This window comes from Actinoallomurus oryzae (assembly GCF_039541955.1).
GTDB classification, from domain to species: domain Bacteria; phylum Actinomycetota; class Actinomycetes; order Streptosporangiales; family Streptosporangiaceae; genus Actinoallomurus; species Actinoallomurus oryzae.
The window spans coordinates 50,616-63,313 of the sequence record NZ_BAABHF010000035.1; the positions used below are offsets into that span (position 1 = coordinate 50,616).

Genomic DNA, 12,698 nt, shown 5'->3' on the forward strand with positions numbered 1-12,698 from the left:
GTTCAATGGTCACGGTCGTCTTCGGTGCCCGAGGGAACGTGGGCCGTCATGTCGCCGACGGGCTGCTCGCCGCGGGCGAGCGCGTGCGGGCGACGAGCCGGACCCCCGAGGCGGCCGGGCTCTCGCCACGCCTGGAGGTCGTGGCGGCCGACCTCGAGCGGCCGGAGACACTGCCCGCCGCTCTGGAGGGCGCCGAAAAGGCGTTCCTCTACGCCAAGCCGGACGGCGCGCGGGGCTTCGTCGAGGCCGCCCGGACGGCGGGCGTCCGGCACCTGGTGCTGCTGTCGTCGGCGGCGGTCGTGGCCGGCGACGCCGAGCGGAACCCCATCGCCCGGCAGCACCGGGCCGTCGAAGTGGCGATCGAGCGGTCCGGCATCGACTGGACGTTCATCCGCCCGGGGATGTTCGCCACCAACACCCTGTGGTGGTGGCGGACGCCGATCCGCACCGAGAACGTCGTCCGTACCCCCTATCCGGACGCGCAGACCGCGCCCGTGCACGAGAAGGACATGGCCGCGCTGGCGGTGGCCGCGCTGACCAGGCCCGGCCACGGGCGGCAGGCCTACACCGTGTACGGACCGGATTCGCTCACCCTGCGGCGGCAGGTCGAGCACATCGGCGAGGCCATCGGCCGGCCGATCCGCCTCGACGTGGTCTCCGTGGAGGAGGCACGGGCGGAGCTGGGCCGGACCATCCCGCCGATCGGCGTCGAGACCTTCCTTCGCCAGTGGGCTGCTCGCGACGGCACACCGGCCGAGGTCTCAGCGATCGTCGAGGAGGTCACCGGCCGTCCCGGACGCACCTACGCCCAGTGGGCGGCGGACCACGCCGGCGACTTTCGCCGACCCGCTTCGTCAGGCGCGGCGCTGGGCGAACTCGGCGTACGCCGAGCGGACGTCCTCGCCGGTCAGCGTGGTGAGGTCGGCGGTCGTGGCCGCTGAGCCGAGCGAGGCGATCCGCAGGTCGCGGAACCCGCACGCCTTCTCGTACAGCGAGCGCACGAAGCGGCCGTTGCCCAGCTCGTCGATGCGGCCCTGCCCGCGTACTCGCTGGAAGACGCCGGCGAGGTCGTCGAGCGCGGTCTCCTCCCACGAGTCGCCGGCCGAGGCCGCCAGGCTCACCGCGATCTCCAGCAGCTCGTCGGGCGTGTAGGAGGGGAACGCGACCCGCTCGGAGAACCGCGAGGCGAGGCCGGGGTTGGAGCGCAGGAACCGGTCCATGTCGGCGTCGTAACCGGCCAGGATGACGACCAGCCGGTCGCGGTCGTCCTCGGCACGCTTCAGCAGCGTCTGCACGGCTTCCGCGCCGAACGCGTCGCCTCCGGCGTAGCCGGGGTTGACCAGGGAGTACGCCTCGTCGATGAACAGCACGCCGCCCAGCGCCGAGTCGATCACCTTGTTGGTCTTCAGCGCCGTCGAGCCCAGGTGCTCCCCCACCAGGTCGGCACGCTGCGCCTCGACCACCTCGGGCCGGGCGAGCAGGCCCAGCGCCGCGAAGATGCGGCCGAGCACGCGGGCGACCGTGGTCTTGCCGGTGCCGGGCGGCCCGGCGAAGACGAAGTGGCGCATCGGCGGATGGGTGGCCAGGCCCTGCTCCTGTCGGAGCTGCGCCACGCGCAGCTGGGCCGTGATGGCGTGCACCTGCCGTTTCACCGGTTCGAGGCCGATCATCGCGTCGAGTCCGGCGAGCGCCTCCTCCAGCGTCGGCGTCTCGGCGTAGCCGCGGTAGCGTTCGGTCACCTCGGCGAACGCGAGCTCGATGTCGGCCGCGTCGATCGTGACGAGCTCCTCGGGCGTCGGCTCGGGGGTCTCCGCGGCGCTCCGGGCCCCGTGCCGCCAGCCCCCTCCGACGATCCGCACGTCGCGGGCGCGCGCCGCCCCCTCGATCAGGGAGCGGACGAAGCGGCCGTTGCCCAGCTCGTCGACGATGCCGCGCCGGCTGACCTCCTCGAAGCGCGCCCAGAGCGTGGGCGCCGCGTCCGGGCCGAGCCGGTCGCCGCGCAGCGCGGCGTGGTATTCGGCGATCTGGAGGAGCTCGGACGGTTCGTACCGCGGAAAGCTCACCCGCGTGCCGAACCGGGAGGCCAGGCCGGGGTTGGAGGACAGGAACGCGTCCATCTCGTCCTCGTAGCCGGCCAGGATGATCACGATGTTCTCGCGGTCGTCCTCGGCCCGTTTCAGCAGCGTCTGCACGGCCTCGTTGCCGAACCGGTCGGGCTGCCCGTCGGTGGTGTTGACCAGGCCGTACGCCTCGTCGATGAACAGCACGCCGCCGAGGGCACGGTCCACCAGGTCGTTGGTCTTGATGGCGGTGGCGCCCAGGTACTCGCCGACGAGGTCGGCGCGCTGTGCCTCGACGACCTCGGGCGTCGGCAGCAGCGCGAAGGCGTAGAAGATCTTGGCGACGACGCGGGCGACGGTGGTCTTGCCGGTGCCCGACGGGCCGACGAACACGAAGTGCCGCATCGGCTTCTCGGCGGCGAAGCCGGCCTCCGCGCGCATCCGCGCCGCCTCGATCGACGCCGCGATGGCGCGGACCTGCCGCTTCACCGGCTCCAGGCCGATCATGCCCTCCAGCTCGGCGAGCGCCTCGTTCACCGAGATCTGGGGGACCTCCTCGACGGCGCGCCCGTGCGCCTGAGGCGGGTATTCGTCCGGCTCCTGGTAGTCCTCCTGGGCCCAGCCGGTGTCGTACGCCTCGGCCGGCACGATGCGGCGGGCCTGCCACCAGCGGTAGCAGAGCACGACCAGCGCGGTCGCCCACGCCGGGACGGCGTTCAGGGCGGGGAAGGGATGCGCGAGGGCGGCGGCCACGATCCCGGCCAGGGTGAGGGCGGCCAGGGCCGTTCGCCAGGGGGCGTACGCGCGGATGCGGTGGGCGAAGAAGGCGACCGGGAGCGCGAGGGCGGCGAGGAAGACCGCCTCGTGGCCGCCCGGCGGGTAGAGGCGGCTGACCGGGAGGACCGCGGCCAGCCAGCAGATCACGATGAACGCGGTCGCCATGCCGCTGGGCGAGCGTAGGGTGAAGTCGATGACGAGCAGGATCGTGGCCGCGAAGACGACCGTCGTCAGCAGTGGCCATCCGGTGACGACGGCGACCGCCGCCGCGCCGACGACGAGCACCAGAAACGTCAGCCGCCGCACACCCGCCTGGATCTGGAAATAACGCCAGCGTGCGCGTTCGAACACATCGCGCGCGATCTGCGGGTGCGATCGGGATCTGCCGAACGGTCGCATCGCCCTCCCCTCACGCCTGCAGACGTGTATAGCGCAGATTCACCATGTAATGGCAGAACCTATTGTCTGGCGTGCCCCAATCAAGACGGTTACCGTCCGGCGACAATACGCGGGATTCAGGGCCCGTCCGGTAGTCCCCGTCCGTAGCGAGCGGTGTCCGGGCGGCGCGCCGTGAGGCGGAGAAGGGAGCCGGCCCGGTACGGCCGGCTCCCGGCGACGCGGCGCCGCCCGGGCACCGCTCAGTATGACAGCGGGGCTTTGAGAGGGGTTCCGCCCTGGCTAGGGCGCGTCTCAAAGCCCCGCTGTCCTACTACGCGGCGTCCAGACGCCGCCTCGCCGCGTTGTCGTCGGTCGACAGCCAAACCCAGGCTGACTCCCTCCTCCGCCTTGCGACGCGACGCCTGGACACCGCTCGCTACGGACGGGGACTTTGAGGTGAGACGCGCCCTAGGCTCCGACCAGCCGGTCGGCCAGTTTCTTGTCCTTGGCGACCCGGACCAGCGCGGACGCGAGGCGGGCGAGTTCGCGGTCGCTGACGAGCTCGGCGAGGCGTTTGGGGTCGGTCGGCAGGCCGAGGCGGTCGGCGCCCTTGAGCGCGAGCGCGTCGAAGGACGGGCGCAGCCACGGCCAGACCGCCTGCGCCTCGCGGCAGAAGATCTCGGCTCCGACCGGGCCGATTCCGGGGAACTCCTGGAGGGCCTCCCGGGCGCGCTCGGCGTCCCGCCCGACCTTCTGCGGCAGCCGGCGCAGGTCACCGCCGTAGTCCTCCATCACCTTCTCGGCCATGTCGCCGAGCCGGGTGGAGGTGCTCTCGTCGTAGCGCACATAGTGCGCGCGGCCCAGCGCGTCGACACGCTCCTGCCAGCCGAGCTTCGCCAGGCCGCGCGGCGTCCCGCCGCCGGCCTCGAACAGCTCGTGCGCCGCCGCGACCGCGATGTCCGCGTTGATGCGGGTGCTGAGCAGATTCGTCAGAACCAGGAGCTTGAAAAGGGCCGCCGGCTGGTCCTTGAGCGTGATTCCGGCGTCCTCCGCATAGGTATGGCCCGCTTCGGAGAGCAACGTCTTGGTCGTCTTGTCCATGGGCCACCTCCACTTATGGCGGGCAGGTACGCATTTCCTTACCCCGTGAAGGACCGTCTTAGTGCGGGCACGCGGACGGAGTATCGCTCCAGCAGCTCGGCGTTGCGCTCGTCGCCGCCGGGAACGTTGGCGCTCGCCCACAGCGGCAGCTCCGCGCGGTCGGTCATCCGCGCCAGCAGCAGGTTCCACAGGTACACGCAGGCCAGCGACGACAGGGCCGCCGTACGCGGCGTCCCGGCCGGGTAGGACGCGTCGCCGGGCGGGACGAGCGTGTCGATGATCAGGTCGGCGACCTCGCCGAGCTTCACGCCGGCGCGGGCGGGCGCCGCCGCCATCGACGGGCCGGACACGAACGCGATCACCGGCAGGTCGTACGAGCGGGCCGCGCGGGCCAACTCGACCGGGTAGGGGTTCGCGCCGCTGTTGGAGAAGATCACCACGACGTCGCCGGGCCGGGGCGCCGCCGCCTCCATGATCGGTGCGGCCAGGCCGGAACGGCGTTCGGCCTCGGTCGCCGGCCACGCGCCGTGCAGCGGTGAGATCTCCGGCGCGTACAGCGGATGGACGCAGGCCAGGCCGCCGGCGCGGAAGAAGCCCTCCAGCACCATCGCGAGCGAGTGGCCGGACCCGCCGGCGTAGACGAGGCCGCCGCCGGTCACCGCGGGCAGGAGGATCTCGGCCGCCTGGTCGAGTGCGTCGGCGTTGTGCCGCTCGACGCGGTCGAGGTGTTCGTGCATCCAGTTCATGAGGGATCGGTTTACCAGGCCGCGCCGGCCTCATCCAGGACGCGACCTCGTCCAGGACATTTGTCCCACCGAAGAGTGGATCGACGGCCATGTCCGGCAGGTTCGCCGTGCCCGTAGGGTGTGCCCGTGACCGACAGTGACGGGACGCCGGACGCGCGGGAGGACGACGCGGCGTGCGGGGATGAGCGAACGGCCCACCGCGGCGCGGGCGTCGCCGGGCGGATCGACGACGGGCCCGGCCCGTTCGGGATCTACCCGTGGCTGCTGATCGGGATCGGTGCCGTGTCGGAGGTCGTGCACGGGCGGGCGCGACCGGTCTGGGCCTCGGCGCCGCTGCTGGGCCTGTTCGTCGTGCTGGTCCTCGCGGCGATCTGGTTCGGCTTCCGCCGCGGACAGGGCGACCGGCTGGCGATGGGCCTGCTCGCGGCGCTGACCGTGGACGCCTTCGTACTGAGCGGCTGGTTCGGGCACGGCATGTACATGCTGTTCGCGCTGGTCGCGATGGCCTGTGGCGTGGTGGTGCCGTGGGCGGGGCGGCCGTGGCCGGTGATCGCGGTGGGCACGCTGTCGGTGACGGCCGGCGTTGCCGCCTGGCTCAGAGGCGCGTCGCCCGGCGACGCCTTCACCGTCTGGTACAGCACGCTGATCTCCGGCTTCATCGTCTCGATCATCCTGCTGCTGTTCGGCGCGATCCGCGAGCTCCGCGAGACCCGCGAGGAGCTGGCCCGGACGGCCGTGTCCGAAGAACGGCTCCGGTTCGCCCGCGACCTGCACGACCTGCTCGGCCACACGCTGTCGGTGATGGTGATCAAGGCGCAGGCGGTGCGCAAGCTGATCCCGCGCGACCCCGGCCTGGCGGCGGACCAGGCGGCCGACATCGAGACGATCGGCCGGGACGCTCTGCGGCAGGTGCGCCTCGCCGTGAGCGGCTACCGCGGCCGTGGGCTCGCCGCCGAGATCGACGGGGCGCGTACGGCATTGCGGGACGCGGGCATCGAGCCGACCGTCCGCCAGGAGGGCACGCCGCTCCCGGAGGAGACCGGCTCGCTGCTCGGCTGGGCGGTGCGCGAGGGCGTCACCAACGTCATCCGCCACAGCGGCGCCGCCACCTGCGAGATCTCGGTGCACCGCGGCGCGGGTACGGCCGTGCTGTCGATCCGCGACGACGGCCGCGGCGGATCCCCGGTCCCGGGCAACGGCCTGCGCGGGCTCACCGAACGCGTCAGCGGCGCCGGCGGGCGGCTCCACGCCGGCCCTGATGAGCTGGGCGGGTACGTGCTCACGGTGACGGTGCCGTTGAATACGCTCCCGGTGAAGGGAGACATTTCTTGATCAAGGTACTGCTGGCCGAGGACCAGGGCATGATGCGCGGCGCGCTGGCGCTGCTGCTCGGCCTGGAGGAGGACTTCGAGGTCGTCGGCCAGGTCTCCACCGGCGACCGGATCGTGCCCACCGCACGCGAGGTTCGCCCCGACGTCGCCGTCCTCGACATCGAGATGCCCGGCCGCAGCGGCCTGGACGCCGCCGCCGACCTGCACGCCGAGCTGCCCGACTGCAAGATCCTCATCGTCACGACGTTCGGCCGCCCCGGCTACCTTCGCCGCGCGATGGAGGCGGGCGCGAGCGGCTTCCTCGTCAAGGACGGCCCGGTGGAGGATCTCGCCCGCGCCATCCGCCGGGTGCTCGCGGGCGAGCGGGTGGTCGACCCGGAGCTGGCCACGGCCGCGCTGAGCGCGGGCCCGAACCCGCTCACCGCCCGTGAGCGTGACGTGCTGACCGCCGCGGTCGACGGTTCCACCATCGCCGATATCGCCGGGCGCCTGCACCTGTCGGAGAGCACGGTCCGCAACTACCTGTCCGCGGCGATCGGCAAGACCGGCGCACGCAACCGGATCGAGGCCGTACGCACCGCGCGCCACAACGGCTGGCTTTAGGGCCTGTCCCAAAGCCCCTCTGTCTTTGAGACAGGCCTCAAAGCCGGTCCGCGGACCGGGAGCCCGAAATATCGGCAGAATCGACTGGTGTCGAACATCTTCACGGACTTCGTCCGGGTCTACGCGCAGCCTCGTCGCCACATCACCATGGTCGAGGCGCAGTGGATCGCCTGGACGCTGCTCGGCCCCGGCGGCTCGTACTGGGTGCCGGTCCACATCCGGTGCGGGCCCGAGGGGCGCTACGCCGACATCCAGTACGGCTCGGGGAAGAGCTCCGGCATCGTGGACTTCTGCGAGGACCACGTCGGGTACTGGCGCTACAGCACGATCTGGTGCCGCCACTTCAACGAGGGCGGCGACCAGGATGTGATCTGGTGGGAGGACGTCAACGACGGGCCGCGCCGGTTCTGCCGATACGGCTTCGACGAGGTCCGCGTGACCACCGTCGACGGGCGGCCGCCGGCGGTGCCGGAGGCGCCGTGGCGGCGGCATCGGGACGGCTCCTGGTGGCTCGAGGTCGCCGGGAGTTACCGAACCGGCAACGACCGCTCCGACGACGTCGGGCCCTGCGCCACGCCCACGATGGACCCGCCGGTCCCGGACCCGGCGGTCCTGCCGCTGCCCACGCCGACCACCCCGACCGTCGGCGGCGAGGAACCGACGGGCGTTGATCCGCCCTGGCTCGCCTCTCTCACCGCCGGCGAGTCGACCGCCGTGTCGGTCGAATACCACTGGCGCGGCCGGCTCGTGCACCGGGCGTCGTTCCAGGTCATGGAGCGCTACTACGAGACGACCCCGGACTGGCACCACCGAAGCGCGGACCACTGGGACAACTGCCTCGACCCGGACTTCCTCCGGTTCACCGGCGCGACCGACCTGCTGGCCTCCGAGGAGGTCTACGAACGCGACCGGAGAGACTGGGAGGCGGCCACCTGGTACCACCACCGATGACCCGCCGTCCCGCGGCCACGGCTCCGGAGGCCATGGGTTAAGCAGTGCCGTAGAGCACCGCTGACCTGCGGCGATACCCGGCCACGCTCGCTCTGGTCGAGGAGTTCTCCCGTAGATCTCTCGCGGTGCTTCACACCGCCGCAATTGGACCCTTTCTAACAAGCTTTGCTGATATGGCCTCTTGAGGGGCACCGTCGTCAAGATGGAAGTCCAGTTGGATATTCGGAGTTGTCCAGTATGAAATTTATAGAGCAAGAATCGCTCGCCGCCCTCGAAGCGCGTCTTGTGAAGTCGAGCTGGGAGCAGCGGCCGGATGGACATCCTGGGCTATTCGTAAGGTCAATTTCTTCGGATATATCCTTTCAGGTGTGGCTGGACATGTCCGTCGAGGCGGATGGATCCTTGATGATCTGGCCAACGATCTCAGTGCGGCATTTGGAGATCAGTCGTCTGGAGCCCAACCGTAGAAACAAGTTCGGCTAGCAACAGGAAACTCTGTGCGAAATGACTTCACGGTGCTGTCCCATGACCAGGCAGACGGGCCATGGTACCTGCCCCGACTACAGCAGAGATTTACTAAGGTGGATTCAATGGCTTGAACATCAGCTTTACCTTCAGGAGCTGGCGATCTGGCTCTGGAAAGGTCAGAACCTCGCTTTCCTCGACGATGCCGAACTGCCGCTGAGGAAGCTTCGCCTTGAGGGTAAGAAGCAGGTCGCGACACTCGAGGGGCTCTCCGGTTGCCGCGAGCTGGCGGAGGTCGAAGTGCGGGAAGCGCGGATCGAGAGTCTGGAGCCGTTGAGCGGCCTGACCGCGCTCCGGAGCGTGCGTGTTCTTCCGGGTCCGACGAAGGGGGAAGCCTGCCTCGATCTCTCTGATCTCACCAGGCTGCAAGGGCTTGAAGAGCTGCACCTGGTCTACGCCGGCGCGGTTCGTTCGTTGCGGCCGCTTCTGGATCTCCCGGCACTTCGCGACGTGCGGCTCAGGGGTACCGAGATCCTCGATGGCGATTGGTCGCCACTCAGCAGCCTCGCTACTCGCACCACCGTTGTCCGCCCAGATGAGTAAGGAGGGCGAGTGATGGCAATACCCCAAGGGTAGTCAGTGACACCTGGGCCCGGCCCGTCCTTTGCGTGTCTGTGCAGGTCAGCGGCTAGATCGCGCCGGCTGCGGAAGACGCCCCCTGCAGGATTCGAACCTGCGCACCCGGCTCCGGGGACCGGCGTCAGATCAGGGACAGCTGTCCCTCGATCTCGGGCCGGTGCTTGCGCAGGTGCCGCCACTCGGGCAGGTCGTCGAGGTAGGACCAGGAAAGCCGGTGGTGCGGCGTGGGCCCGAGCCGCCGGAGCGTGTCCTGGTGCACGGGCGAGGGATAGCCGGCGTTGGCCGCGAAGCCGTACTCCTCGTGTCCCAGCCCGGCCATCAGTGTGTCGCGGTGCACCTTGGCCAGCACGGACGCCGCCGCCACCGACACCGACCGCAGGTCGGCCTTGATCTCAGTGCGGACCGGCCACGGCCGCCCGTCGGAGGCCGCCCGGTCGCCGAGGAAGTTGTGGGCGCCGTCGAGGATCACCGCGTCCGGGCGTTCGGGCAGCGCCTCCAGCGCGCGTACGGCCGCCCGGCGCAGCGCCTCGGTCATGCCCACGTCGTCGATCTCCTCCGGGCTCGCGGCGCCCAACGCGTACGCGGCGAGCCAGTCCTCGAGGACCTCGGCGATCGCGGCGCGGCGGCGCGGCGTGAGCATCTTGGAGTCGGTGAGGCCCTCCGGCGGGGCGTCCATGCGGGTGACGGCCGCGCAGACCACGACCGGCCCGGCCCAGGCTCCCCGGCCGACCTCGTCGACGCCCGCGACGCATGCGGCCCCGGCGGCGATCAACTGCTCCTCGACGGCATAGCCGGGGCCGCTCGGGGCAGGCGTGTCCTCGGTTCGCGTGGCGGTCATGAAACCTCCTTCGTCGGAGGGAGTGACCACAGGGCCGTGCCTTCGATTCCCTCGCTTCGCTCGGTCATGATGGCAGGTTCACGGGTCGCGTTCGCCTGTCTCGGCACAGCGCGTCGCCTCGCCCGTCATGGGCTCCGCGGATCCGGGCGTGCAATTTCACGATCGAGCAACGGCGGACCTGACCGAGTGGACGCCGAATCGGTCCGGAGCGGATGATCTGACGGATACGTCCGCAGGAAGGATTGTCATGCGTAATCGGCCGATATACGACGTCGTCGCGCTGCTCGCCCGATGTGGTGTCGGCACGGTGTTCCTGGCCCATGGGTGGCAGAAGATCCAGGTCGGGGTGACCGCCACCGGGCGGAACCTCGACGCGATGGGCACCCCGTTGCCCACCGCCGCAGCGGTCTACTCGACGTTCGTCGAGCTGCTGGGCGGCGCGGCGCTGATCCTCGGCATCGCGCTGCCGGTCGCCGGGACGCTGCTCTTCCTCGACATGGCGGGTGCGCTGATCTTCGTGCACGCCGAGCACGGCGTCTTCCTGGTGGACAACGGGAAGGTCCAGAACGGTTTCGAGCTGGTCCTCGTCCTCGGCCTGGCGTCGCTGGTGTTCGCGGCCGGCGCCGGCGGGCGCATCACGCTGGACCAGCGGCTGTTCGGCGGGCGGAGCCGCGCGGCGGACGAGGACGACGAGGCGCCGCCTCCCTGGCGTCCGGTTCCCGGCACGGCGGAGGAGACGCCCGTCGCGCCGCGCGCCGAGCGCGCCATCGCGGCGGGCGCGTACCCCGAGCCGCCGGCGAGCGAGGACAAGCCCGCGGCCCGGCCCCGGACGGCCGCCGAGATCGTGACCGACACCTCCCGCGACGTGATCGTCGCCGGAGGGAAGAAGCCCGAGCCGTCCGCGGACGACACGGCTCCGCTGCGAACCCGCAAGAAGCCGCCCGAGGCGTCCGCCGACACGACGTCCGCGCGGACCCGCAAGAAGCAGGCCGGGCCGTCCGGCGACGACACCGCTCCCACGCGGACCCGCAAGCGGCAGCCCAAACCGTCCGACTCGTGACGTGCGGACGCCCGGCCGGCGGGCCGGGCGTCCGCCGCGGCGCTCAGCGGCCGCGCAGCCTCCGGTAGCGCTCCACCAGGGTCGCGGTCGAGCCGTCCAGGTCGCCGGTGTCGGCCGCGCCGGTCAGCCGGGGCTCGAGGTTCTTGGCGAGCACCTTGCCCAGCTCGACGCCCCACTGGTCGAAGGAGTTGATCCCCCAGATCGCCCCCTGGACGAACACCTTGTGCTCGTACAGGGCGATCAGCTGGCCGAGCACCGACGGCGTCAGCTCGGTGGCCAGGATCGTGTTGGTCGGCCGGTTGCCGGGGAACGTGCGGTGCGGCACCTGCTCGGCCGGCACGCCCTCGGCGGCGACCTCCTCGGCGGTCTTGCCGAACGCCAGCGCCTGTCCCTGCGCGAAGAGGTTGGCCATCAGCAGGTCGTGCTGCCCCTTCAGCTCGTCCAGCTCGTCGATGGGCCGGGCGAAGCCGATGAGGTCGGCCGGCACGAGCTTGGTGCCCTGGTGGAGCAGCTGGTAGTAGGCGTGCTGGCCGTTGGTGCCCGGCGTGCCCCACACGACCGGACCGGTCTGCCAGGTCACCGGCCGGCCCGAACGGTCGACCGACTTGCCGTCGGACTCCATGTCGAGCTGCTGGAGGTAGTCGGTGAACCGCGACAGGTAGTGGCTGTAGGGCAGCACGGCGTAGGTCTGGGCGTCGTAGAAGTCGTCGTACCAGATGCCGAGCAGGCCGAGCAGCATCGGCAGGTTCCGCTCCGGCGGCGCCGTACGGAAGTGCTCGTCCATCAGGTGGAAACCGTCGAGCATCTCGCGGAAGCGCTCCGGGCCGATCGCGACCATCAGCGACAGGCCGATGGCCGAGTCGAAGGAGTACCGGCCGCCGACCCAGTCCCAGAAGCCGAACATGTTGGCGGTGTCGATGCCGAACTTGGCCACCTGGTCGGCGTTCGTGGAGACCGCGACGAAGTGTTTGGCCACGGCGTCCTCGCCGAGGGCCGACACCAGCCACTGCCGCGCCGAGGTCGCGTTGGTGATCGTCTCGACCGTGGTGAACGTCTTGGAGGAGATGATGAACAGCGTCTCGGCCGGGTCGAGGTCGCGGACGGCCTCGTGCAGGTCGGCGCCGTCGACGTTGGACACGAACCGGAACACGCGCGTCCGGTCGGTGTACGGGCGCAGCGCCTCGTACGCCATCTTCGGGCCGAGGTCGGAGCCGCCGATGCCGATGTTGACGACGTTGCGGATCGGCCTGCCGGTCGCCCCGGTCCACTCCCCCGACCGCACCTGCGCGGAGAAGGCGGCCATCCGGTCGAGGACCTCGTGCACGGCGGGCACGATGTTCTCCCCGTCCACCTCGATGACCGCGTCGCGCGGCGCGCGCAGGGCGACGTGGAGCACCGCGCGCTTCTCGGTGAAGTTGATCTTTTCGCCCGAGAACATCGCGTCGCGCAGCTCGGTCACCTTGCGGGCGGCGAGGAGCTCACGCAGCAGCCGCAGCGTCTCATCGTTGATCCGGTTGCGCGAGTAGTCGACGTACAGGTCGCCGGCCTCCAGTGAGTACCGGCTCCCCCGCTCGGGGTCGGCGGCGAACAACTCGCGCAGCTGCAGCTCGTGCGTCTCCTCGTAGTGCCGCCGCAGCGCCCGCCACTCGTCGGTCTGGTCCAGCCGCACGCTGTCGGACATCCCTTTGCCTCCGTCTCATCTGGCTACCCGGCCATCCAATCGAACGCGCGGCGCCCGCGCGCATCGAA

11 protein-coding genes are annotated in these 12,698 nt (G+C 70.8%); 6 read left to right on the forward strand and 5 right to left on the reverse strand.

All coding sequences use genetic code 11. The features are described 5' to 3' along the window. The first annotated feature begins 5 nt into the window (after positions 1-5). Positions 6-941, forward strand: a complete 936-nt coding sequence (locus ABEA10_RS28810; RefSeq protein WP_345469174.1) for an NAD(P)H-binding protein — start codon at positions 6-8, stop codon at positions 939-941. Here ABEA10_RS28810 and ABEA10_RS28815 read toward each other — a convergent pair. From ABEA10_RS28815 to ABEA10_RS28825, 3 genes are all read right to left on the reverse strand, one after another. After that, positions 855-3,236, reverse strand: a complete 2,382-nt coding sequence (locus tag ABEA10_RS28815) for an AAA family ATPase (protein ID WP_345469176.1) — start codon at positions 3,234-3,236, stop codon at positions 855-857. The genes ABEA10_RS28810 and ABEA10_RS28815 overlap by 87 nt on opposite strands. Positions 3,237-3,683: 447 nt before the next feature. After that, positions 3,684-4,316, reverse strand: a complete 633-nt coding sequence (locus ABEA10_RS28820) for an HhH-GDP family DNA glycosylase (protein WP_329240778.1) — start codon at positions 4,314-4,316, stop codon at positions 3,684-3,686. A 38-nt stretch (positions 4,317-4,354) separates the two neighbouring features. Then, complete coding sequence (locus tag ABEA10_RS28825) at positions 4,355-5,062, reverse strand: sugar isomerase domain-containing protein (protein ID WP_345469180.1); 708 nt, start codon at positions 5,060-5,062, stop codon at positions 4,355-4,357. 126 nt (positions 5,063-5,188) lie between these two features. On the opposite strand from ABEA10_RS28825, the gene ABEA10_RS28830 reads away from it, so the two are divergent. The 4 genes from ABEA10_RS28830 (at position 5,189) to ABEA10_RS28845 (ending at position 9,015) form a co-directional block, all read left to right on the forward strand. Beyond that, positions 5,189-6,394 (forward strand): sensor histidine kinase, encoded by a 1,206-nt coding sequence (locus tag ABEA10_RS28830; RefSeq protein WP_345469184.1) that lies wholly within the window; start codon positions 5,189-5,191, stop codon positions 6,392-6,394. Continuing rightward, positions 6,391-6,996, forward strand: coding sequence for a response regulator transcription factor (locus tag ABEA10_RS28835; protein ID WP_329240787.1), 606 nt, complete (start codon positions 6,391-6,393; stop codon positions 6,994-6,996). The genes ABEA10_RS28830 and ABEA10_RS28835 overlap by 4 nt, the downstream gene beginning before the upstream one ends. A gap of 87 nt (positions 6,997-7,083) precedes the next feature. Further along, complete coding sequence (locus ABEA10_RS28840) at positions 7,084-7,947, forward strand: hypothetical protein (RefSeq protein ID WP_345469187.1); 864 nt, start codon at positions 7,084-7,086, stop codon at positions 7,945-7,947. Between the two features lie 525 nt (positions 7,948-8,472). Next, positions 8,473-9,015 (forward strand): hypothetical protein, encoded by a 543-nt coding sequence (locus ABEA10_RS28845; protein WP_345469189.1) that lies wholly within the window; start codon positions 8,473-8,475, stop codon positions 9,013-9,015. A 157-nt stretch (positions 9,016-9,172) separates the two neighbouring features. Here the strand turns inward: ABEA10_RS28845 and ABEA10_RS28850 are convergent, their stop codons facing one another. Then, the gene (locus ABEA10_RS28850) at positions 9,173-9,889 is read right to left on the reverse strand and encodes a ribonuclease HII (protein ID WP_345469191.1); all 717 of its coding nucleotides are present in this window, start codon (positions 9,887-9,889) and stop codon (positions 9,173-9,175) included. A 247-nt stretch (positions 9,890-10,136) separates the two neighbouring features. Between ABEA10_RS28850 and ABEA10_RS28855 the strand changes: the two genes are divergently transcribed. Beyond that, a complete protein-coding gene (locus ABEA10_RS28855; RefSeq protein ID WP_345469194.1) occupies positions 10,137-10,949 on the forward strand; it encodes a DoxX family membrane protein in 813 nt (270 codons plus the stop codon). Positions 10,950-10,992: 43 nt separating this feature from the next. On the opposite strand, the gene pgi is transcribed toward ABEA10_RS28855, so the two are convergent. Beyond that, positions 10,993-12,630 carry a glucose-6-phosphate isomerase gene (gene pgi / locus ABEA10_RS28860; RefSeq protein ID WP_345469196.1) on the reverse strand — a complete coding sequence of 546 codons (1,638 nt, stop codon included), beginning with the start codon at positions 12,628-12,630 and terminating at the stop codon, positions 10,993-10,995. Positions 12,631-12,698 lie beyond the last annotated feature (68 nt).

Excerpts from the sequence above, each read along its gene's own strand:
- ABEA10_RS28810 (WP_345469174.1), top strand. The coding sequence starts at position 6 with ATGGTCACGGTCGTCTTCGGTGCCCGAGGGAACGTGGGCCGTCATGTC.
- ABEA10_RS28815 (WP_345469176.1), bottom strand. The coding sequence starts at position 3,236 with ATGCGACCGTTCGGCAGATCCCGATCGCACCCGCAGATCGCGCGCGAT.
- ABEA10_RS28820 (WP_329240778.1), bottom strand. The coding sequence starts at position 4,316 with ATGGACAAGACGACCAAGACGTTGCTCTCCGAAGCGGGCCATACCTAT.
- ABEA10_RS28825 (WP_345469180.1), bottom strand. The coding sequence starts at position 5,062 with ATGAACTGGATGCACGAACACCTCGACCGCGTCGAGCGGCACAACGCC.
- ABEA10_RS28845 (WP_345469189.1), top strand. The coding sequence starts at position 8,473 with ATGACCAGGCAGACGGGCCATGGTACCTGCCCCGACTACAGCAGAGAT.
- ABEA10_RS28850 (WP_345469191.1), bottom strand. The coding sequence starts at position 9,889 with ATGACCGCCACGCGAACCGAGGACACGCCTGCCCCGAGCGGCCCCGGC.
- ABEA10_RS28855 (WP_345469194.1), top strand. The coding sequence starts at position 10,137 with ATGCGTAATCGGCCGATATACGACGTCGTCGCGCTGCTCGCCCGATGT.
- pgi (WP_345469196.1), bottom strand. The coding sequence starts at position 12,630 with ATGTCCGACAGCGTGCGGCTGGACCAGACCGACGAGTGGCGGGCGCTG.